At 37.4% G+C, this 20830-nt stretch carries 21 protein-coding genes; 17 read left to right on the plus strand and 4 right to left on the minus strand.

The features are described from left to right. Positions 1–4 precede the first annotated feature (4 nt). Entirely contained in the window at positions 5–514 is a 510-nt protein-coding gene (locus QQZ16_RS18145) for a competence protein ComK (protein ID WP_284561606.1), read from the plus strand. A gap of 111 nt (positions 515–625) precedes the next feature. Here the strand turns inward: QQZ16_RS18145 and QQZ16_RS18150 are convergent, their stop codons facing one another. Further along, positions 626–1078, minus strand: a complete 453-nt coding sequence (locus tag QQZ16_RS18150) for a helix-turn-helix domain-containing protein (protein ID WP_284561607.1) — start codon at positions 1076–1078, stop codon at positions 626–628. 469 nt (positions 1079–1547) lie between these two features. Between QQZ16_RS18150 and gnd the strand changes: the two genes are divergently transcribed. The 10 genes from gnd to QQZ16_RS18200 all read left to right on the plus strand — a co-directional run bounded on the left by gnd (position 1548) and on the right by QQZ16_RS18200 (position 10556). Further along, positions 1548–2444, plus strand: a complete 897-nt coding sequence (gnd, locus tag QQZ16_RS18155; protein ID WP_284561608.1) for a phosphogluconate dehydrogenase (NAD(+)-dependent, decarboxylating) — start codon at positions 1548–1550, stop codon at positions 2442–2444. A gap of 107 nt (positions 2445–2551) precedes the next feature. Further along, entirely contained in the window at positions 2552–3319 is a 768-nt protein-coding gene (locus QQZ16_RS18160) for a PTS mannose/fructose/sorbose/N-acetylgalactosamine transporter subunit IIC (protein ID WP_284561609.1), read from the plus strand. A gap of 24 nt (positions 3320–3343) precedes the next feature. Next, complete coding sequence (locus QQZ16_RS18165; protein WP_284561610.1) at positions 3344–4213, plus strand: PTS system mannose/fructose/sorbose family transporter subunit IID; 870 nt, start codon at positions 3344–3346, stop codon at positions 4211–4213. 77 nt (positions 4214–4290) lie between these two features. Continuing rightward, on the plus strand, positions 4291–4704 hold the full coding sequence (locus QQZ16_RS18170) for a PTS sugar transporter subunit IIA (protein ID WP_284561611.1): 414 nt from the start codon (positions 4291–4293) through the stop codon (positions 4702–4704). 27 nt (positions 4705–4731) lie between these two features. Further along, positions 4732–5226: a PTS system mannose/fructose/N-acetylgalactosamine-transporter subunit IIB gene (locus tag QQZ16_RS18175; protein ID WP_284561612.1), complete on the plus strand. Its 495-nt coding sequence runs from the start codon at positions 4732–4734 to the stop codon at positions 5224–5226. Between the two features lie 101 nt (positions 5227–5327). After that, positions 5328–6314: a D-isomer specific 2-hydroxyacid dehydrogenase family protein gene (locus QQZ16_RS18180; protein ID WP_284561613.1), complete on the plus strand. Its 987-nt coding sequence runs from the start codon at positions 5328–5330 to the stop codon at positions 6312–6314. A 45-nt stretch (positions 6315–6359) separates the two neighbouring features. After that, on the plus strand, positions 6360–7025 hold the full coding sequence (locus QQZ16_RS18185; RefSeq protein WP_284561614.1) for an HAD family hydrolase: 666 nt from the start codon (positions 6360–6362) through the stop codon (positions 7023–7025). Between the two features lie 38 nt (positions 7026–7063). Further along, a complete protein-coding gene (locus QQZ16_RS18190) occupies positions 7064–7987 on the plus strand; it encodes a phosphoglycerate dehydrogenase (RefSeq protein ID WP_284561615.1) in 924 nt (307 codons plus the stop codon). Between the two features lie 19 nt (positions 7988–8006). Next, positions 8007–8636, plus strand: coding sequence for a bifunctional 2-keto-4-hydroxyglutarate aldolase/2-keto-3-deoxy-6-phosphogluconate aldolase (locus QQZ16_RS18195; RefSeq protein WP_284561616.1), 630 nt, complete (start codon positions 8007–8009; stop codon positions 8634–8636). 435 nt (positions 8637–9071) lie between these two features. Further along, positions 9072–10556, plus strand: a complete 1485-nt coding sequence (locus tag QQZ16_RS18200; protein ID WP_284561617.1) for an aldehyde dehydrogenase family protein — start codon at positions 9072–9074, stop codon at positions 10554–10556. A gap of 97 nt (positions 10557–10653) precedes the next feature. On the opposite strand, the gene QQZ16_RS18205 is transcribed toward QQZ16_RS18200, so the two are convergent. Then, the gene (locus tag QQZ16_RS18205) at positions 10654–10983 is read right to left on the minus strand and encodes a hypothetical protein (RefSeq protein ID WP_284561618.1); all 330 of its coding nucleotides are present in this window, start codon (positions 10981–10983) and stop codon (positions 10654–10656) included. A 359-nt stretch (positions 10984–11342) separates the two neighbouring features. On the opposite strand from QQZ16_RS18205, the gene QQZ16_RS18210 reads away from it, so the two are divergent. From QQZ16_RS18210 to QQZ16_RS18225, 4 genes are all read left to right on the plus strand, one after another. Next, a complete protein-coding gene (locus QQZ16_RS18210) occupies positions 11343–12998 on the plus strand; it encodes a M20/M25/M40 family metallo-hydrolase (RefSeq protein WP_284561619.1) in 1656 nt (551 codons plus the stop codon). Between the two features lie 282 nt (positions 12999–13280). Continuing rightward, positions 13281–14060, plus strand: a complete 780-nt coding sequence (locus tag QQZ16_RS18215; RefSeq protein WP_284561620.1) for a helix-turn-helix domain-containing protein — start codon at positions 13281–13283, stop codon at positions 14058–14060. A gap of 70 nt (positions 14061–14130) precedes the next feature. Next, a complete protein-coding gene (locus tag QQZ16_RS18220; protein WP_284561621.1) occupies positions 14131–14514 on the plus strand; it encodes a DUF1398 family protein in 384 nt (127 codons plus the stop codon). Positions 14515–14538: 24 nt separating this feature from the next. Next, positions 14539–15213, plus strand: coding sequence for a DNA alkylation repair protein (locus QQZ16_RS18225; protein ID WP_284561622.1), 675 nt, complete (start codon positions 14539–14541; stop codon positions 15211–15213). Between the two features lie 434 nt (positions 15214–15647). Here the strand turns inward: QQZ16_RS18225 and QQZ16_RS18230 are convergent, their stop codons facing one another. Then, on the minus strand, positions 15648–16892 hold the full coding sequence (locus tag QQZ16_RS18230) for an MFS transporter (protein ID WP_284561623.1): 1245 nt from the start codon (positions 16890–16892) through the stop codon (positions 15648–15650). A 45-nt stretch (positions 16893–16937) separates the two neighbouring features. Then, positions 16938–17393 (minus strand): CBS domain-containing protein, encoded by a 456-nt coding sequence (locus QQZ16_RS18235; protein ID WP_284561624.1) that lies wholly within the window; start codon positions 17391–17393, stop codon positions 16938–16940. Between the two features lie 187 nt (positions 17394–17580). On the opposite strand from QQZ16_RS18235, the gene QQZ16_RS18240 reads away from it, so the two are divergent. Continuing rightward, on the plus strand, positions 17581–18018 hold the full coding sequence (locus tag QQZ16_RS18240; RefSeq protein WP_284561625.1) for a MarR family winged helix-turn-helix transcriptional regulator: 438 nt from the start codon (positions 17581–17583) through the stop codon (positions 18016–18018). Between the two features lie 379 nt (positions 18019–18397). After that, positions 18398–20395 carry a methyl-accepting chemotaxis protein gene (locus tag QQZ16_RS18245; protein WP_235251968.1) on the plus strand — a complete coding sequence of 666 codons (1998 nt, stop codon included), beginning with the start codon at positions 18398–18400 and terminating at the stop codon, positions 20393–20395. Positions 20396–20830 lie beyond the last annotated feature (435 nt).

Here is a 20830-nt window from a genome sequence, read left to right on the forward strand (position 1 = left end):
TAGGATGAGAGAGGAAATTATTGTGAATAAATATATGGTGAACAATCGTACCATGTTAATCATGCCAGCAGAAGCGGTAGATTATTATGCAGTTGTAAAAGAAATAGATCGGATAGTATTTGTTAAACAAACTCCTTTTGACATTATCAAAGAAAATCTTTTAATCGGAGGATCTGATTTTAATGGACGACGTCGCTCCATTACATATAAACTAGGAATGCAGAAAAAGCTGCCAATGCCAATTAACCCCCCAAGAAATATCTATGCATTTCCAACCCACTCACCTAAGCAATTTCACTGTCACTGGATATTCACCGAGCATATTGATCAAATACACCCAGTAAGAAATAATAGGAAATATAAAAGCGCTATCATCTTTAAAAACGGAGAAAAAGTATTCACAGAAGTATCTCCTTATATCATAGAGACACAAATCATCAAATCATGGAAAGTCAGAAAATCAATGGAAGATAGAGAGAATATCCAGCAATATGTCCTTTTTAATAGTAGGTAGGAAAGGGAAGCGGAGGGACGGTTCTATTGCTTCCTTTGTTGCAAGCACAAGAAGGCATGGTAGAACCTTTCCCTCATGTTACTGAATGTCCACACAAGAACCGTCCCTCTGTTACCGACTTTCAAAATCGAGTTTTATGCGTGCAATCATTAGTAATTCGGCTGCGTCTCGTTCATTTAAATGGTTAAATATGGTGATTAGTTCTATTACTTCTTCTGTAAGAGCTAATGTTTCTTTGGTAGCTGGATCAATAATAGATTCTTGTTCTTTTATCGTACTGGTACCGATTGTTGGTTTGTCATCTTGAATTACTATATTGCCGCTTTTTAAGGACGAATCTCCTAAGTATTCCTCTCCAGCAAGTAACCAATCAGCAGATACTTGGAATTCCTTCGCAATGGTATAGATCGCTTTAGCTCCAGGTAATGATTTCTTTTTTTCACTTTCCCAGTCTCCAACATTTCCAGAAGATACCCCAATTCTTCTTCCAAAAGCAGCCTGTGATAATCCGTGTTTTTCTCTCAATAATTTAATGCGATCCCCGATATGCTCAATGTTTTTCACTATTTCAAACTCCCTTCACACGAAAAAACGTATTTATACGAAAATTCGACTATTTTTGGTTGACTCACTCGAAAAAACGTGTATAATTTTAATTAACAAATGATATTTGCCCACCGGTGTTTTAGCTAGTAAATGTCACTTGTGAAAAAAGTAGTGGTAGGTTTCCTATAGTTCCTAACTGTTAAATCATACAAACATTTAGCCAAAGGGTATCTTAAAAAAGTTCGATTTATTTGGAGAATCATTTCTAAATGCTTGATGAGCACAGTTAACAACAAAGACAAGGGACAGCTATGCCCACATATATCTACTAACCTAGCAATCTTAAACGTATAAAAGATACAATCATGTACAAACATTTTTTGCTGCAAATAACAAGAACGTATGATTAACGAATAAAGGCAATAACTTTCTCAAAGTCACAAGAAATTACGAACGAAAAAGCTGTTTGTAAACAAGGAGTGGTTTGATGCAAATTGGAATGATTGGTTTAGGGAAAATGGGATATAACCTTGCGTTAAACTTAGCAAACAATCATCATTCTGTCTATGGTTTTGACCAATCTAATGAGGCTCGAATTAGGGCAAAAGAAAATGGGATACATATTGCGGAAAGTATGGATCAACTGCTTTTAAACATGCCGTCTCCACGGGTGGTATGGGTGATGGTACCGGCAGGAAAACCAAGCGAAATGGTGATTGAAGAGTTGTTCGAAAAAATGAAAGCGGATGATATTGTCATTGATGGAGGAAATGCGAATTATAAAGACTCCATTCGTCGTGCAGCTCTAGCAGATGAAAAGGGTATTCACTTCTTAGATGTTGGTACATCTGGTGGCATCTTAGGTGCTAATGAGGGAGCATGTTTAATGATTGGGGGGAAACGAGAGATTTTTGAACTTGTGGAACCAATATTCAATAGTATCTCTATTCAAGACGGTTACTTACATGCAGGAGAATCTGGCAGCGGCCATTTCTTAAAGATGGTTCATAACGGAATTGAATATGGCTTTATGCAAGCAATTGGCGAAGGATTTCAAGTGTTGAATCAAAGTCAGTACGATTTTGACCTAGCTAAGATAGCCTCAGTCTGGAATAATGGTTCCGTCATTCGAAGCTGGCTTATGGAATTAATGGTATCAGCATTCCAAAAAGATACTAGACTCGAAAATATTCGTGGAATGGTAGCATCGTCTGGTGAGGCAAAGTGGACAATAGAAACAGCATTAGATTTAGAAGTTCCTGTTCCCATTATTGCTTTATCGCTTATGATGAGAAACAGGACTTTGGAAGAGGATAGTTTTTCTGCGAAAGTAGTCGCTGCTCTCCGTAACGAATTTGGTGGCCATAGTGTGATAAGGAAGTAATTTATATTCCATATAATTATTTCATATATTCTGCGAAAGGAGGGTAGCTTTATAGTAGTTTGTGCAATTATGAACATTTTTAAAATTATAAGGGAGTGATAAGACAAATGGAAACACTATCCATTGGTCAAGCACTAATAATAGCCATTTGGGTGGCAATCGTGATGTCACGTGGTATAGGGTATGCAACCTTAACATTGCGCTTTAGCCCGTTAATGACAGGGTTAGTTGTTGGAATCGTTACAGGACATATAACAGAAGCGATGATAATTACAGCGGCAATTCAATTGGTTTATATGGGGGCAGTAGCACCAGGAGGAGCATTACCAAGTGAACCTGCTATTGCGGCAGCTATTGCTGTAACAGTAGCAGTATTAGGGGATTTCACACCAGAAAAAGCAGTAGCTATCGCCGTTCCAGTTGGAATCCTAGGTAGTTATGCTTATCAATTTCGCTTCTTTTTGAATACGTTTGCATTGCGTGTGTTAGATAAATATGCGGCCGATATTAATGACCGAGGAATATTTGCATCTGTCATCATTATTCCAATCGTCATAAGTTTTGTTCTTTATGTTCCAATAGTATTTATTGCTCTTTACTATGGGGCTCCAGTAGTTGCTGATTTTGTAAATTCTATTAGCGATGGTCCAATTATTCACGTGCTTGAAGTAGTTGGAGGCGGTCTTGCTGCTCTTGGGATTGCCGTTATTATGCATGTTATCGGCAAGAAGGAATTGCTTTTATTCTTTTTCCTTGCCTACTTCATGAGTGTTGCTTTAAAAGACTTACAGATTAACACGGTCACTTATGCAATTTTCGGTGCTATTCTTGCTGGTCTATATGTATTATTCACAAGAAGAAAGGAAGCAGCTTAAGAACTTAAAAAGGTGGGTTGATAGATGAGTATGGAAGAAAAGAAACAAAGTCCAGAGAATTACCCTGAGCCTATTACAAAAAAAGATTTGCTTAAGGCTTGGTCAAGATGGTGGTGGGCGAATGAAATACCTCATACGTTTGACAGAATGGTGGCTCCTTCCTTTTTATTCGGAATGACGCCAATACTGAAAAAATTATATAAAGATAAAAAAGATTTAAGCGAGGCGTACCAAAGGCACTTATTATTCTTTAACACGCAAGCCATTTGGGGAGGAGGTACGTTGACTGGTATTACAGCATCCCTTGAGGAATCTCGCGCAAAAGCATTAGCTGAAGGGAAAAAAGAAGAAGCCCCGAGTCCAGACATGATTAACAACACAAAAGTAGGATTGATGGGTGCCTTAGCAGGGATTGGAGACGCGATTGACTCTGGTACTGTCCAATATATCTTTATTGCAATCGCTTTGCCATGGGCAATGGCAGGCAGCCCTCTTGGCGCATTGTTTCCGTTTCTTGGCTTCACGCTCGTAACATTCCTTTATGGCTATTATTTTGTCCGAATGGGCTATGGGTTGGGACGTAATGCGGCAAAAGAAATTTTAGCTGGGAGCCGTATTAAAACGATGATTGACGCATTATCTGTTCTTGGATTGTTTATGATGGGGATCTTGGCAGGATCCTATGTAAAAGTAAGCAGCGCACTATCTTTTACTCTATCAGAAAAACAATTCGTACTTCAGGATATTTTAGACTCGATTTTACCAGGGTTATTGCCTTTATTAACCGTATTAGGTGTTTACTTATACTTTGATAAAAAAGGCTTTAATATTACAAAAGGATTATTATGGCTAACTGGTACGTTAATTGTACTAGGAGCAATCAAAGTATTATAATTCTATTATTTTTTTGTACTGATTAAGGTAGGTAAGGTTATAGATTTAAAATTATCCAAAAGAAAAGGAGCAGGTGTATGGAAAATCGGGCAATTTTGGTGATTACACATGGAGAATTCGGCATCGAGCTCATTAAAAGTGTAGAGATGATAATGGGACCTCAGAAAAATTTATGTGCATTAGCACTCAGACCAGGTGAATCTGTAGATGCTTTGCGTGAAGAAACAAATAAGATAGTGAAAGAGAATGACAAAAACGGCTTAGAAACAATTTTACTAGTAGATTTATTGGGAGGCAGCCCCTCTAACGTAGCTTTGTCGTTACTAAACAAGTATGACTTACACATATTAACCGGAATCAATATGCCGATGTTAATTGAATTATTAACTTTCTACCAAACTGTAGAAGATACAAAAAATTTAATAGATACAGTGCAAGAAACTAGTGCAAGTGGAATCCATCATTTAAACCGGGATTTCTTAAAGAAATAAATCTTTATGGTTAAAAGGGAGGCCAGCATGGGGAAAATCAATTTAGTTAGAGTAGATGATCGCTTAATTCATGGACAAGTAATGACAAAATGGTCAAAAGGTTTGGGAACGAATGCCCTTTACGTAATTGACAACGAAACAGCATCTGATGAATTTATGAAAGATATTTATATAAATACAAACTCTTCTTCTGGATTAAAGATTCAGGTATACAGTAATCAAGAAGTAGTAGAAAAATGGAATAGCAATCAATTTGGAAAAGATACTGTTGTCCTACTCTTTAAACATATCGCTAGTGTAAAGGAAGTAGTGGAAAAGGGCTTGCCAGTTACTAGACTCAATGTAGGAGGAGTTTCGAAAAAGGGGGATGCTCAATTTGTTATCCCAACCGTTGCCCTAAAGGAAACAGATGTTGACCATTTAAAGTTATTAGATGCAAAAGGAATCGAAGTGTTTTTCCAAACCGTGCCTGACAGCAAAAAAGTTTCATTGACGGATGGATTAAAAACGATTAAAAAATAGCTCATCAATATGAAGGAATGGTATTACGTTTTCTAAAGGTAATACCGTTCCTTCACGATATGTTCAGTTAATGAACAATAAAGTAGAAAGGAACAAAAGCAATGGCAAACAAAATTGCAATTGTAAATTCAAGTAGTTTTGGAGAAAGATTCCCTGATCAAATAGAACGGCTTGAAAACATTGGTGAGGTAAAAAAATTTACATTCCCTGTAGATACTTCGGGAAAAGAGCTAGCAGAAAAATTGCATGGCTTTACTATCATTATATCTAGCGTTACTCCTTTTTTTACAAGGGAATTCTTTGAACATAAGGATAAAACACTCATTATTACACGTCATGGGATTGGTTATAACAACATTGATATAGAAGCTGCAACAGAAAAAGGGACGATTGTGACCATTGTATCGGCATTAGTAGAAAGAGATGCTGTAGCGGAAAATGCAGTTACAAACCTTCTAGCAGTAGTAAGAAAAACATATCTAGCAGCAACGGCAGCAAGAGAAGGTCGATGGGCGGATAGGGCTCAATTTGTAGGGCACCAAATCAATGGGAAAACAGTTGGTGTGATTGGATTAGGCAATATTGGAAGTAGGGTTGGCGAAATTTTCAAAGATGGATTTAATGCTAGATTACTAGCATATGACCCCTATCAAACAAAAGAGGAATTAGAACAAAAAGGTGCAGAAAGTGTTCCTTTAGAAGAATTATTAAAACATTCCGATATTATTTCATTAAATGCGTTTGTTAACGAGGGAAGTTATCATCTCTTGTCTGACCGTGAATTTGCTCTCATGAAAGAAGGTGTGTATATCACTAATACGGCACGTGGAGAATTGTGGGCGCAAGATGCTGTATTGCGTGCATTGGAAAGCGGAAAAATTTCAGGGCTTGCAACAGATGTTTTAGAAGGGGAACCGGTTGATGAAACCCATCCGTTTTTTCAATATGAAAATGTTCTTGTGACACCACACACTTCCGCCTATACAATGGAATGCTTAAGAGGGATGGGAGAGAAAGTAGTGTCAGACATAGAAAGAACGATTAAAAAAGAGAGACCGGACAATGTGGTCAATGTGGAGTTGTTCTAAGGGGAATCTGTCACAGGCGTTCTATTGATTGAAAGGAGAATTAGTTTGGGAGTTCCATCGCTAGTTATTTTTGATATGGATGGCTTAATGTTTGATACGGAAAAGTTAGCCTATCAAGCTTGGCAAATGACAGCTGATCATTATGGCTTTTCTTTTGAAAGAGCATTATTTGAACAGTTTATTGGTATAACGAATCAAGATATTATTCGGAAAATGGACGCGTATTATGGTCCAGAACAATCTGTGCAAGAATGGCGAGCCTATATGCGTTTAAAAAAGCATGAATTAGAATACTCGTTTATTAGAGATCCTAATTTTAAAAAAGAGGGATTGGACGAATTACTTTCCTTTTTACAGTCTAAGAGAATAAAGGTAGCTGTAGCCTCATCAAGCGCAAGCGAAGTGATCCATCGATTTCTAACCGTATCAGACACTCTTCCTTTTATTGATTTATACGTTTCGGGAGAAGAGGTATCTAAGGGAAAGCCAAGTCCTGATATCTTCTTTGAAGTCTGTACTCGATTAAAAGTGAATCCGAAAGAGGCACTTGTATTGGAAGATTCCCCTGCTGGTGTTCAAGCGGCCTATCATGCAGGTATTCCAGCATTTTTTATACCTGATTTTGTGAAGGAAACGTCTATAATTCGTAAGCTCAAGCCAAAGGTTTTTGAAAATTTAGCGGAAGTCGAACAATATTTGCGACTATTATAATGTTTCACAATAAGTAAACGAAAGGAGGAGGGGAATCGATGCCCAAAGTACTTATTACTCCCCGATCATTTGGAAAACACAGTGAAGAGGCAAGTCGAATATTAACTGCTCATGGCTTTGAAGTGGTTACCAATCCATATGGCAGGATCCTGACAGAAGAAGAAATGAAAAAGGAAATTGTGGATGTAGACGCAGTTATTGTTGGCGTAGACCCGTTGAATGCCAATGTGTTAGCTAAAGCGAAAAATTTAAAAGTCATTTCAAAGTATGGCGTTGGGACAGATAACATTGACGTAGACTATTGCAAAACTAACAATATCCCAGTAACGATTACTCGTAATGCAAATTCAGACTCTGTCGCAGATTTTTCTTTTGCTCTCATGTTAGCGATTGCTAGAAGAATAGTAGAAATCGATCAATCATGCCGGGCAATGGATTGGGGCAAAAAAACAAGTATTGGTATATACGGCAAAACTCTTGGGGTGATTGGGACTGGTTCAATCGGAAAGGGTGTTATTAAGAGGGCATGTGGTTTTGATATGGATATTCTTGCTTACGATGTTTGTCCAGATAACGAATTCGCTAAAGAATATAAGGTGACATATGTTGAACTGGAACAGTTGATGAAAGAAAGCGACTTTATAACCCTTCACTTACCAGCGACTCCAGAAACAACCAATCTGTTTAGTGAGAAAGAATTCAGCATGATGAAGGAAACGGCCGTATTGGTCAATACAGCTCGTGGAGAACTGATTGATGAAGATGCACTTTATAACGTTCTGCGGGATAAGAAAATTTGGGGAGCAGGGATAGATGTTTTCAAAAAAGAACCACCAGAAAAGAAAGAATTACTGGAGCTGGATAATATTATTATTGGGTCACATACTGCTGCCTCTAGTGTTGATGCAGTCAATAAAATGAGCTTAATGGCAGTTGAAAATATCCTTGCAAATTTTAACTAAAAGGAAAAGGTGATCTTTTATGGATAAAATAGAAGTTTTGGCAAAAATGAAAGAGGAAAAGATTGTTGCAGTAATTCGAGCTCAAAATGTAGATCAAGGATTGCTTGTAAGTGAGGCGATTCGGCAAGGCGGCATTAAATTTTTAGAGTTAACCATGACGATTCCTGGTGCATTGGATGTGATTAAAAAACTAGCTGATAAATATGCTGGTGAAGATGTAATAGTTGGAGCTGGGACAGTATTAGATCCTGAAACAGCACGACTTGCTATCTTGGCAGGCGCAAAATTTATAGTAGGACCCAACCTATCACCTGAAGTAATTACGATATGCCACCGCTACCGGGTTGCTGTCATGCCTGGCGTTATGTCACCAACCGAAGCACTAACAGCTATAGAACTTGGCGCAGATGTCATTAAAGTCTTCCCAGGAGGGGCATTCGGACCAAGTATTGTTAAAGATTTTAAAGGACCACTTCCCCAAGGAAACTTTATGCCAAGCGGTGGCGTCACCGTCGAAAATGCAGCCGACTGGATTAAAAATGGCGCCTACGCCATAGGAACAGGCTCTAGCCTAACAAAAGGAGCCTCCTCAGGAGATTACGAAGCTGTAACCCACGAAGCAGAAAGATTTGTTACGATTGTGAAATAGGGAAGTAGAGGGACGGTTCTTATGAGGACATTTTTAAGTTTTCTAGATTAAATATTTTATCAATAAAGCTATCTTCCTATAATTGGAGGATAGCTATTTTAATAAATGGAAAAAAATAAAACAAAGCTATTATTTAATTTTATTCCAAATGTATTATTTGGGGCGGATGTAGGTGAAATCATAAATGAAATATTCTAATTGTAACGAATAGATAAAAGCATAATGCATAAAAAATAGTACAGATTGAGTGGATATTTTGAACGTCCCTCTGCACCCTCTCGCTTCCTGTCATCTGCCGTCGTAATGTCAAATTCTCTCGAAATTTTTCCCTTTATATTTGTTGTATCTCTATTTTCACAGTGTTAATATTATTTTTGTAAGCGTTTTCTAAAATTGGTACTTGACCGTTAAATCTACTTTTTAAGGAGGAATTCGATGAACCAACAGACTGTAGTTTTAAAAGAAAAGGTTGAAAAGTTCCTGAGTGGTAAGAAAAAGTTATTTATTAATGGGGAGTTTGTGGAGAGTAAATCGCAAAAAACGTTCGATAGTTATAATCCAGCGACTGGAGAAGTTCTAGCAAGTGTCTATGAAGCGGGTGTGGAAGATATTGATTTGGCAGTGAAAGCTGCAAGAAAAGCGTTTGATGAGGGTCCATGGTCAAAAATGAGTGCTTCTGAGCGTAGTCGCCTTATGTACATATTGGCTGATTTGATGGAGGAAAATAGCGAAGAACTTGCCCAATTAGAAACGTTAGATAATGGAAAACCAATCCGTGAAACGTCGAATGCCGATATTCCTTTGGCCATTGAGCATATGCGCTATTATGCTGGATGGAGTACAAAGATTGTTGGACAGACAATCCCTGTTAGTGGTCCATACTTTAACTATACACGTCATGAGGCGGTCGGTGTAGTTGGGCAAATAATTCCGTGGAATTTCCCACTTCTTATGGCGATGTGGAAGCTTGGAGCGGCACTTGCAACAGGATGTACGGTTGTGCTGAAGCCAGCTGAGCAAACACCACTATCTGCTCTTTATTTAGCAGAACTAATGCAGGAAGCTGGGTTCCCAGATGGCGTCGTAAATATTGTTCCTGGATTTGGAGAAACAGCGGGGCAGCCACTAGTCGATCATCCGTTAGTTGATAAAATCGCCTTTACAGGTTCAACAGAAGTTGGAAAAATGATTATGTCTAATGCTTCGAAAACATTGAAGAGAGTAACACTGGAGCTTGGCGGGAAATCACCGAACATTATTCTTCCTGATGCGGATTTAACAAAAGCAATTCCAGGAGCATTGAATGGTGTTATGTTCAACCAGGGACAGGTATGTTGTGCAGGCTCACGTGTATTCATCCAGAAGAAGCATTTTGATAATGTCGTTGCAGATATGGCTGCACAGGCTAAAAACATTAAACAAGGTGCGGGTATCCACGGTGATACAGAAATTGGACCGCTCGTTTCTGCTGAACAGCAGCAGCGTGTTCTTGGCTATATTGAGAGAGGGTTGAAGGAAGGGGCACAGCTAGTCGCAGGTGGCTTTAATCCACGAGAAGAAGGCTACTTCGTTTCTCCGACAGTATTCGCCGATGTTCGTGATGAAATGACTATTGCCAAGGAGGAAATCTTTGGACCAGTTATTTCCGCTATGCCTTATGATGATTTAGATGAATTAATCAATCGGGCCAACAATAGTGAGTACGGATTAGCAGCAGGCGTATGGACGAGAGATATTGCAAACGCCCACTATATTGCTAGCAAGCTACGTGCCGGAACTGTTTGGGTCAATTGCTACAATACATTCGACGCAGCATCCCCATTCGGTGGCTACAAACAATCCGGAATCGGCCGCGAAATGGGATCCTATGCTTTGAATAACTATACGGAAGTGAAGAGTGTTTGGGTTTCGATGGAGTAGAAGGTGAGAGAAGGTTTTTGTTTTTCCTTAGATGTGGATGCTCCGAATAGAAGCATAGGGTGAAATTCCTATGCTTCTTTGCTTCCTATTAGAAAATCTACATGACCTTACCACCTGTTTCAGATGATAGAACAATTTGAAGGTTTCCTTTTAGTATTTTATCTAGATGCCACCACCACTCACTAAAAGGTTGTTTGGATAAGTTAAAATCATACGCTTTCTTAATGTGTCGGTACATTTTATGAACGTTTTTAAATAAGAGCGCATCATATTCCGCCAGCAACTGCTGCTCTTCTAAACTTAATTGATGGAATACTTTCTGAATATCACTTCTATCTTGCAACATCAGTAGGCTTTCAAACGGGCTACTTTCAAAGTCATTAACATCATCCCCGTAATTAAGAATATCCTGCATATACATACTCATTCCAATACCTCCTTTACCCCGCCTTTTCTCTTTTTACGCTTTTCAAGATGATTTGTATCACTTCCAGGCTTCCATTTTAGTGAAATATTCAACTATTTTCCGTCCCTTAGAGATTCTACTAATGACTATTATAATGCTAAACAGAAAGAATAATCAGATTCTTATAGGACGAATTATGGAGAAAATAGAAATAAATAATAAAGTTTCTAAAATGAACTAAAACAGATTGAAAGTGACACTTAGTAAAAAAACTGTGAGATTATTTAACACGATCAAAGATAATTTCCTATTACTTCTATATTGTTTTACATATACAGTAGCTTGAAGAAATAACCATAGGGGAAAAAGGGTGAGATAAAATGTTCAAAAAACTAGAAAACCTATCCACATTCAATCAAATAAACTTACTGACTACTTCTCTCGTAAACATTCTAAGTATCAATGGAACAATGGGAGAGGTAGAGATTGCCAATAAGATAGAGGAAATTCTTCGTAGTTTTCCTTATTTTAAAGACAGTCCTGAAATGATATGGACACAGCCTTTGCCTAATGATGGAATTGGCAGAAAGAATGTTTTTGCAAGGATAAAAGGCAATGGTGCATCCAAGAAGACTGTCATTTATCATGCTCATATAGATACAGTAGGAACAGATGATTATGGGAAAATTCAAGAACTGGCAAATATGCCAGAGCGCTTGCTAGAATTTTTCAAAAGCTGGGAGGGAAATAAAGAGATTCAAGAACAAGCGCGTTCAGGTGATTGGATGTTTGGACGTGGAGCGCTTGATATGAAGAGTGGGATTGCTGTTCATCTAGCGAATATTCTTTATCTGAGTGAGCATCGTGATAAATGGGATGGAGAGATTATCTTTATGGTCAATCCAGTAGAAGAAAATCAGCATACTGGAGTAATTGCTGCTGTTGATGAGCTACTGCGACTTCGTAAAGAGGAACAGCTGGATTATATTGTAGCAATCAATACTGATTACATAACTTCTCTTTTTCCAGGGGATGAGCAGAAATATATTTATACGGGAGCAGTTGGCAAGCTACTTCCTTGCTTTTACGTATATGGGAGAGAAACGCATGTTGGAAGAACGCTAGATGGGCTAGATCCAACGCTTGTAACCTCTGAATTAAATCGTCTTATTAATAATAATATGGAATTGATCGAACAGGTAGAAGGAGAGCTGATGACACCGCCGTCTGTTTTATATCACCGGGATACGAAAAACTTTTATAATGTGCAAACAGCGGTAACGAGTCATATTTATTTTAATTTAATGGTATTAGAGGATAGTCCACAAGTAGTAGTTGAGAAATCAAAAAGGATTGCGAATAAGGCAGCGAGAACGACGGAAACTTATTATCAGAAGCAGTATCAATTGTATGCCTTACGTAATCATTTTCCTGAGGAAATGCCGAAATGGGAAATGGAAGTTTATACGTTTGAAGAGTATTGCGAGAAGCTTCGAAAGCAAGGAGTGGATGTGGAGGGAATAGCGGAACAAATGGAAGCTGCCTATAAAGAGGAAGACCCACGGGAGGTTTGTTTTCAAATAGTAGATTCCCTAAGGCAGCAAGATGCTACTGGAGTTCCTTGTATTATTATCTTTTTTGCTCCACCTTATTGTCCCCATCATTATTTAATAGGAGAAAGTAAGCGGGATAAACGCGTAATGGATGTTATCGATGAAGTGGTAGGAAAATGGGAATCTGGTTCAGTCGAACCATTTTCTATCAAAAGATTTTTCCCCTATCTATCAGATAGTAGCTATTTATCCCTTCATGACACAGAAGAAGAAATAGAATCCCTTATTCATAATTTTCCTGAATGGAAGAGTATTTACCCAGTCCCGGTTGATAAGATAAGAGAGCTGAATGTTCCAGCTATTAATATTGGCGTATATGGGATGGATGCTCACCGGTGGACAGAGAGAGTTTATAAGCCATACTCGTTTGAAACGTTGCCGCATTTGATTAGGGATTTAACGATTTGTTGGTTAGGGAAGTAGTCATATATTGTTATGGAAAAAAGGAGACGGAGATCCTATTTAAAAAGTTCTTTAAATGGTATATTACCATTATAAATCAATAGGAATTAATAGAATTTTTTAAAAAACTTCTATTAAAAGATACATCAAATATTATATGAATAGATAATATAAAAGACGGAACGCGCTTGCGTAATGCCTATGTAGGTAATTACTTGTCCTTTATACTAAGTAGTGTTCGAATAATGGTACAATCTACAAGGTATCTTACTATCTTTTAAATAGAAGAAAGGCAGAACTTCAATGATCGTTATTCGTCCAAAGAGATTAGCTCCATTTGTAGAAAAGATAATATGGCAAGGTAAGGGAACAAGTGACCCTTATATAGTTTATCCTGATATTTATCATGTGATGGGTATTCAAAATCAAGGGCAAGTTAATGTATGGAATGGTAATCAAATGCAGAAGCTTGAAAGTGCTGGAATAACAGGCATTAATTCTGCTCCAAAAACTTTTCAGGCAACAGAGAATATTTCTTCTGTATTAGTTTTTTTTAAGCCAGAAGCTCTTTTTCAATGGAAAAAGATTCATCCTAAAGAAGTGGCAGGAACTAGTATTGGCTTAATGGATTTTTGGATGAAAGCATCAGAATGGGATAGAATCTTGAATATACAAGAAGAAAGCCCATATCACTTTTTAGCGCTTGTAGAAGAAATGTTATGGAAAGAGTTCAAAGAAATGGATACTGATCCTTGGATTTCATGGGTAATCAATCAAATAATAGCAACACATGGTACCATGCGAATTAATGAATTAGCCCAAGATGTAGTTCTTAGCAGAAGGCAATTTGGACGAAAATTTACGGAGAGAATCGGCGTTTCCCCTAAGGCATTCTCACAAATTGTCCAATTTCAATATGCTCTAGACTTGGCGAATACAACAAATAAATTGGTAGATATAGCTTTTGAAGCTGGATATACTGACCAATCACACTTTATAAAAGAATTTCGAAAGCATACAGCCTCCATACCGAGTGATTTTTTTTCCCTTCATAAAGATAATGTCCCATTTTTACAAGAATAAGAAGTATGTTCAAGGTTAAAATGATGATACACATTGAAAGGAAATACAATCATTAGTGGAGGTATTATGTATGAATGACAAAATAACAGAAAACGAGTTCCAGGAAATTATTCAGAGAAGAAGTAACGGTATAATAGATTTCGCTCTATTCTTAGATGAATTGTCCCAAAGAGGAATTAATGAATACGAAATCGAAGTTGCAACAGGGCAAGCCACCTATAAAGGAGTATACAAGGAATTTAAAACAGATTCCCAGGTAAACTTGGTAGTTTCAGATAATTTTAATAGAAAGAAGGTACTTGCGGCAATTGCTAACATCTCACTCCCTTTCTTAGCCTTCTTGCAAGAGATTGCTGAAGCAGGAATTGTCAGCTATCGTGTGCTCATACAAGAAAAAAAGGTCCTATACCTTGGTGCAAGAGGAGAAGAAATAGAAGAACAGCTTAAAATATAAAAATTCAAAATAAGGTGCTAAGTGATGGACGTAACAAATAATTATGTAGAGGAACTTGTTAAACTATATACACAACATATGGATAGGGATTATGCGGAATGGTCGGAGAATTATTTGCGGAACCAATTTGCCTTTTTAGGGATTCGAACACCAATACGCCGAAAACTGACGAAACAGTTCTTTCGTGAATATGGAGTCCCAACAAAAGAAAACTTAAAAGATATTATTTTTATATTGTGGGAACGATCAGAAAGAGAGTATCAAAAAGCAGCTCTTGATATTCTTGAAAAAGTAAAAAAAGAGCTTACCCCAGATGATATGCCATGGTTAAGTTCTTTATTAGTGAAAAAATCATGGTGGGATACGGTGGATGTGCTTTCTCCACATATAATGGGTAATCTGTTCACAATCTATCCAGAACTAATAGCTCAATATGCAGATCAATGGATTGTAGATGATAATTTTTGGTTACAAAGATCGGCATTGCTATATCAACTTTACTATAAGAAGAGAACAGATGAAAAACGTTTGTTTCAATATATTCTTTCTAGAGCTGATAGTGACGAATTTTTTGTCCAGAAAGCAATAGGATGGGTACTGCGAGAATATGCAAAAACGAATCCTGTAGCTGTGAGAGATTTCGTTTCTTTCAACGATTTAAAGCCACTTAGTCGGCGAGAGGCTTTAAAAAATCTGTGAATGATAGTTCTGTAAAGGTTGCTAAATAACCTTTTAATTAAAGAGGCTGGGACAAAACTAAATAACTAATCTTTAAAGACGAACAATCTTTAATTTAGCTCTTAAATAAAGCTACTTTCTCATGAGGGTTATCTATGTTTTTAAATATAGTTAAGTGTAAAAACTAAGTCGTTCCATTGCGCTACAGACGCTCGCTTTCCGCGGGGAGGAAGCTGAGCCTCCTCGCATTCGCTGCGGGGTCTCAGCCTTTCCTCTTTTTCCCGCAGGAGTCGAGCGTCCTCCGCTCCATTACACTTCGTTTTTAAACCTTTTTCTAAAAAAACCAAACACGAACTATAATGTAATTTAACTATATTATAGTTCGTGTTTGTTGTTGATTGAAATGCTTATGTCCCAGCCTTTAATTAGAATGATTCCATTATCACTATTAAGTGTTAACGCCCAGAACCTAATTCATCTACATGGCTTACATGCTTACTATTAAACCAGATGAATACTACGGAAATTAACACAAATCCAGCTCCTACAAGGAATGGTACAGATGGATTGAAAATTTCCGCTAATTTACCAGCTGTAAAAGGTGCAATGGCACCACCTATAAAGCGTAGGAAACTGTATGCTGCTGAAGCAGTTGATCGTTCAACAGGAGCTGCATTCATTACAGCAGTTGTAATCAGTGTATTATTGTTACCTAATAAAGCACCAGCTGCAATTACCGCTACGATAATTACCCATTGTGTCGATGTCCAAATCCCCATCGCAACTAACACTACTGCAAACAATGTTAACATGGCACACATAGATTTCACTGTACCGAAGCGCTCTTGTAATTTCGGTGCCATAAAGACAGAAGTTACAGCTAATAAAATTCCCCAGCCCAAGAATACAAAGCCTAATCCATGTTCATCTAAGCCCATAACAAAAGGAGCATAGGCCAACAATGTGAAAAATCCAAAATTATATAATGCAGCAGCGATCCCGAAAATAAGCAAGGAACGGTGTTTTAGTGCCCTAAACGGATCTGCTAAAGATGTTTTTGGCTTAACCGTGTTATTCTGTAATGTAGCTTTTGGCATTAAAATTAAAATACCAAAAAAGGCAATAACCATTAAAGCCGCGACACCTAGGAAAGGACCTCTCCAAGACATAGCCCCTAACCAGCCACCTAAAAGAGGCCCAACAGAGATTCCTAGTCCAATAGCAGCTTCATAAAGAATAATTGCTTTTGCAGTACCGCTGTTTGATAGAGATACAATCGCGGCGAGCGCAGTTGCTACAAATAGCGCATTTCCAAGACCCCATCCGCCGCGTAGTCCCACAAGTGTCCAGATTCCATTTGAAAGTCCGCCTAAGCAAGAGAAAACAGCAATGATTACTATTCCTAAGATAAGTGTCCACTTAACTCCAAGCCTTGATGAAATCATCCCAGTAATGAGCATTGCTACGGCCATTACCGCATTATAGCTAGTGAAGAGCAGGGTTACTTGACTTTGTGAGGCATCAAGCTTCTCTGCAATAGCAGGAAGGATTGGATCAACGAGACCGAGACCCATAAAGGCGATAATCCCAGCAAAAAATACAGCCCATACTGCTTTCGGCTGTTTTAACAAGCTAGCTTCAGTCCTCGTATTTACATTATTTTTTGTTGAATCTGCTGATACAGATTGTAAAGATGGCATTGATAAATCTCCCCTTTTTCTATTATCCCTTTGGTTCAAAATGTATTAGATTAATTCCTTAAAAGAATTCCGTATTACATCTCCGCGGCTAATAATGCCTGCTAAAATTCCGTTTTTTTCAACGGGCACTTTTTTTATTTGCTTCTTACCTAGTAAAGCCGCAATCACTTCTATATTTTCATCCCAAGCTACCTTTACAACTTTTTTCTTCGCGATTTTCATTACATTCAAATGCAAGAGACTTTGTAATCTTTGGTCAAAATCTTCATCATCGCCTTTAATCACCACAGCATAATAAATACTGTCGATAATATGATCATCATGTTTGCCAATATAGCGCAACACATCTCCATCACTGATGAAACCAACAATTTCATTTCGATCATTGACTATTGGAAGACCGCTAATTTTATAATCGATAAATTTTTCGATAACAGAACGGACGGTGTCGCTTTCCTTCACTTTATATACTTGGCTTACCATAATATCACGGGCTAGCATTTTCTTTCCCCCTTAGATTTTAAAAAATAGTTGTATAAGGAAACTATATAATTGTATTATACAACTATATTTCAAAACGTCAATTCTATTTTCAGAAATGGAGCTTCCCCTGTCCATTACAAATCATTAAATAAGTGTGCTATCATATTTTTATAGAAATATTTTGAAACGGTGAGGTAGTTAATCTATGCATGAAGAATCGTTGGAAGAACTAGAGGTTGAATTATCCATTCTGATACGTCGCATTACACACACGTCTTCCCATAAAAAAAATGGTAATCTTGATCGGTCAGCATATCTGTTATTACATGAAATAGTGACAAAAGGGCCAGCTGGTGTTAAAGCGCTAGCAACTGAATTTCAACTAGATGTTTCTACCGTAAGTAGGCAGGCAGCAGCACTGGAACAGAAAGGCTACTTGTTCCGAATTCCAGATGAAACAGATGGCAGAGCCTATACACTCCAGATAACCGATATAGGATTAGAAGAATTTAAAAAAGAAAAACAGTTTAGAAAGAAAAGAGTAGCAGAAGTTACCAATGTTTGGTCAGAAGAAGAACGAGAGGCATTTGCAAGGTTGTTAAAAAAATACAATCAGTCTGCGATGAATGTTAATAATACATGAGATAGGGAAGCGGCTTTCATATTGGAGATGAAAGCCGCTTTTAGCATTGTGAGTAATGAAAGCGGCGTTCATTGTGGAAAGGAAAACCAAAATTAGGAATGTGCGTAGGAAAAAGAAGATATGCCCTTATGAAAGTCATGAATAGTTCAGTACATAATAATAATTACCTGGAAGCATCAAATTCTTGAACGGCAATATATGTTACAAACACTAGAGCGAGTAGAAGCGAATAATGGAAGCTTTGGTAAATTGGTAGAAAAATGTCGAAAATGGTCTTCAAAAGTATTGATATACATCATTTACTGTCGATATGTATATTAAGAAGTAAAGTTATATGTTTTGTGGCGCTAAATAGAGTTATTTTAAGGAGACAAGAAGGATGAAGAAAAGAGATAGATCGATTAAAGCAAAATTTATTTTGTATTTCTTATTAATTGGCATTATTCCATTAGTAATAGCTTCTAGCATTATTTATTATGTAAGTAGTAATAATGCATTAAATACTGAAGAGGAATGGCTTGGGAATCAGACGGCTTCTACAGTTGAAAATATGGAAGAATGGATTCAAAAACGTTTAGATAAGCTAACGCTTATTGCAAATTCAGATACAATCATCAATGGAGAGCTTGCAGCTCGGAGTCAACTAATTAATGTAGTCAAGGAGCAAGACCAAACTTATGAAACTGTTGTGGTTATCGGAAAAGATGGGATAGTAGAAGCACATACCGACCCTAGTCTAGTTGGAAAACTAGATTTATCCGAAAGAGACTATTTTATTAAGGGGATAAAAGGCGAACAGAGTGTTTCGAATGTGCTTAACTCCAAAGCAACAGGTAATCGGATTCTTGCAATAGCAACTCCGATTTTAAATGCCAATAAAGAAATTGTGGGAGTAGTATCTGCTACAGTTAACTTTGAAAGCCTTATACAGGAATTTTTACAAAATGAAAATTCTCAAAATAACAGCACATATCCTGTATTAGTTGATAGTAATAATATAGTCCAGTTTCATCCTAATGCTGATCTAATCGGTAAGACAATCGAGGAAGCTGGTTTTTCCAAAAATATAGGAGATATTTTCGAGAAGGGGAAAACAACAAGTGGTTCTAAAAAGATTGTGGTCAATGGAGAAGAACAGCTAGTTACTTATGCTCCCCTAAAAAGTGCTGGTATAGGGATATATTTATTTACTTCCTTTGATGATATCTTACAAGTAACTAATAGTATTAAGAACATTACGCTTATTATTATTGCAGTGGTTTCTGTACTAATTATTAGTGTGGCAATTTGGATAGCAAACGGAATGACGAAACCAATCCGAAATATTGTAGCCCAGCTTCGTCTAGTTGCAGCAGGTGATCTTACTAGTAAAGATATAGTTGTCCAATCAAAGGATGAAATTGGCCAGTTAGCTGATAATACGAATTCGATGAAACATAGCTTACGGGAATTGATTAAACAGTTGAAAGAAAGCTCTGAACATACAGCGGAAACATCTGAGCAACTCGCTGTGAGTGCTGATCAATCCAATCAAACAAGTGTAGTAATAACGGAATCGATACAAGCTGTCGCTGAAGGAGCAGCAGATCAGGCGGAAATGGTGACCGAAAGTACGGAAGCACTTGATGAAGTGGCACAAGGAGTACAGCAAATTGCAGAAGCTTCTGCGACTATTTCTGAAAAGGCGAATTCAACATTGAATAAAGCACAAACAGGTAAGGAATCTGTTGAAAAAAATATTACCCAGATGAATACGATTCAACAATCGGTTCAAAACTCAGATGAATTGACGAAATCACTTATTGTGAGATCTCAAGATATTGTGAAAATATTGGAAGTTATTACGTCCATTGCAGATCAAACAAATCTGCTTGCACTTAATGCTGCAATTGAAGCAGCAAGAGCGGGAGAACATGGGAAGGGATTCGCAGTAGTTGCGGATGAAGTTCGGAAACTGGCAGAAGAATCACAGCGTTCTTCTCAAGAAATTGCTAGTATTGTAACGATAATTCAAGAGGAGATTGAACAAACAAGTGAATCAATGAATGCAGTAATGAATGAAGTGGAAAGCGGTGTATTGATTGCTAATAATTCAAGAGAATTATTTATGGAAATCCTAGAATTGACATATGATGTTTCTGATAATATTACAAATATGTCTGCCACTTCAGAAGAGATTTCAGCAGGAGCAGAAGAAGTATCTGCTTCCTTTAATCAAATCGCTACCATCACCAAAAACACAAAAGCAAGTACCCAAGAGGTTGCCGCAGCTTCAGAAGAACAACTAGCAGGAATAGAAGAAATTTCCTCGGCTGCCCAAAGCCTCAAGAACTTAGCAGCTGAATTAGAAAAAACGATTACAAAATTTACAATATAAGAAATTAGAGGGATGGATGGTTCTTATCCATCTCTTTTTTATACTCTTTATTAAAGAGAAGCAGAAGACTCTTACTTGAGCTAGTAGTCAACAATACATACAAGCTAACGTTAATATAGGCATTATATTAAGTTTTGATGGACATACTTCCGCGTCTTTAGAAGAAGTTAACCTGAACTGGCTTATTTTTTAACTGGGATTAATCTATTCTTTAGAACCTATTTGTGCATTTAATCTGCCCTGTTTTTTACCAATACATATATTTACGAAATGAAACGCCATTTAGAAAATGGTGTTTTTTTTAATACGAAAATATATGAAGGGGAAAAACAAAGTTTCTTTAAAAAGTACCTGAGCTAAAACAAGGTTTGCATAAATTTCGTATATTTACAAACATATTACATTCTAGCGAGTCATAGACTATTCAAGAAGTAA

The sequence above is a fragment of the Bacillus sp. T2.9-1 genome, from assembly GCF_950097965.1.
In the GTDB taxonomy this organism is placed as follows: domain Bacteria; phylum Bacillota; class Bacilli; order Bacillales; family Cytobacillaceae; genus Niallia; species Niallia hominis.

What these genes read in the sequence shown, in the direction of transcription:
- QQZ16_RS18195 (WP_284561616.1), top strand. Translation starts at nt 8,007, where the DNA reads ATGGATAAAATAGAAGTTTTGGCAAAAATGAAAGAGGAAAAGATTGTT.
- QQZ16_RS18210 (WP_284561619.1), top strand. Translation starts at nt 11,343, where the DNA reads ATGTTCAAAAAACTAGAAAACCTATCCACATTCAATCAAATAAACTTA.
- QQZ16_RS18170 (WP_284561611.1), top strand. Translation starts at nt 4,291, where the DNA reads ATGGAAAATCGGGCAATTTTGGTGATTACACATGGAGAATTCGGCATC.
- QQZ16_RS18225 (WP_284561622.1), top strand. Translation starts at nt 14,539, where the DNA reads ATGGACGTAACAAATAATTATGTAGAGGAACTTGTTAAACTATATACA.
- QQZ16_RS18190 (WP_284561615.1), top strand. Translation starts at nt 7,064, where the DNA reads ATGCCCAAAGTACTTATTACTCCCCGATCATTTGGAAAACACAGTGAA.
- QQZ16_RS18180 (WP_284561613.1), top strand. Translation starts at nt 5,328, where the DNA reads ATGGCAAACAAAATTGCAATTGTAAATTCAAGTAGTTTTGGAGAAAGA.
- QQZ16_RS18175 (WP_284561612.1), top strand. Translation starts at nt 4,732, where the DNA reads ATGGGGAAAATCAATTTAGTTAGAGTAGATGATCGCTTAATTCATGGA.
- QQZ16_RS18235 (WP_284561624.1), bottom strand. Translation starts at nt 17,393, where the DNA reads ATGCTAGCCCGTGATATTATGGTAAGCCAAGTATATAAAGTGAAGGAA.
- QQZ16_RS18240 (WP_284561625.1), top strand. Translation starts at nt 17,581, where the DNA reads ATGCATGAAGAATCGTTGGAAGAACTAGAGGTTGAATTATCCATTCTG.
- QQZ16_RS18205 (WP_284561618.1), bottom strand. Translation starts at nt 10,983, where the DNA reads ATGAGTATGTATATGCAGGATATTCTTAATTACGGGGATGATGTTAAT.
- QQZ16_RS18165 (WP_284561610.1), top strand. Translation starts at nt 3,344, where the DNA reads ATGAGTATGGAAGAAAAGAAACAAAGTCCAGAGAATTACCCTGAGCCT.
- QQZ16_RS18215 (WP_284561620.1), top strand. Translation starts at nt 13,281, where the DNA reads ATGATCGTTATTCGTCCAAAGAGATTAGCTCCATTTGTAGAAAAGATA.
- QQZ16_RS18245 (WP_235251968.1), top strand. Translation starts at nt 18,398, where the DNA reads ATGAAGAAAAGAGATAGATCGATTAAAGCAAAATTTATTTTGTATTTC.
- QQZ16_RS18145 (WP_284561606.1), top strand. Translation starts at nt 5, where the DNA reads ATGAGAGAGGAAATTATTGTGAATAAATATATGGTGAACAATCGTACC.
- gnd (WP_284561608.1), top strand. Translation starts at nt 1,548, where the DNA reads ATGCAAATTGGAATGATTGGTTTAGGGAAAATGGGATATAACCTTGCG.
- QQZ16_RS18220 (WP_284561621.1), top strand. Translation starts at nt 14,131, where the DNA reads ATGAATGACAAAATAACAGAAAACGAGTTCCAGGAAATTATTCAGAGA.
- QQZ16_RS18230 (WP_284561623.1), bottom strand. Translation starts at nt 16,892, where the DNA reads ATGCCATCTTTACAATCTGTATCAGCAGATTCAACAAAAAATAATGTA.
- QQZ16_RS18200 (WP_284561617.1), top strand. Translation starts at nt 9,072, where the DNA reads ATGAACCAACAGACTGTAGTTTTAAAAGAAAAGGTTGAAAAGTTCCTG.
- QQZ16_RS18160 (WP_284561609.1), top strand. Translation starts at nt 2,552, where the DNA reads ATGGAAACACTATCCATTGGTCAAGCACTAATAATAGCCATTTGGGTG.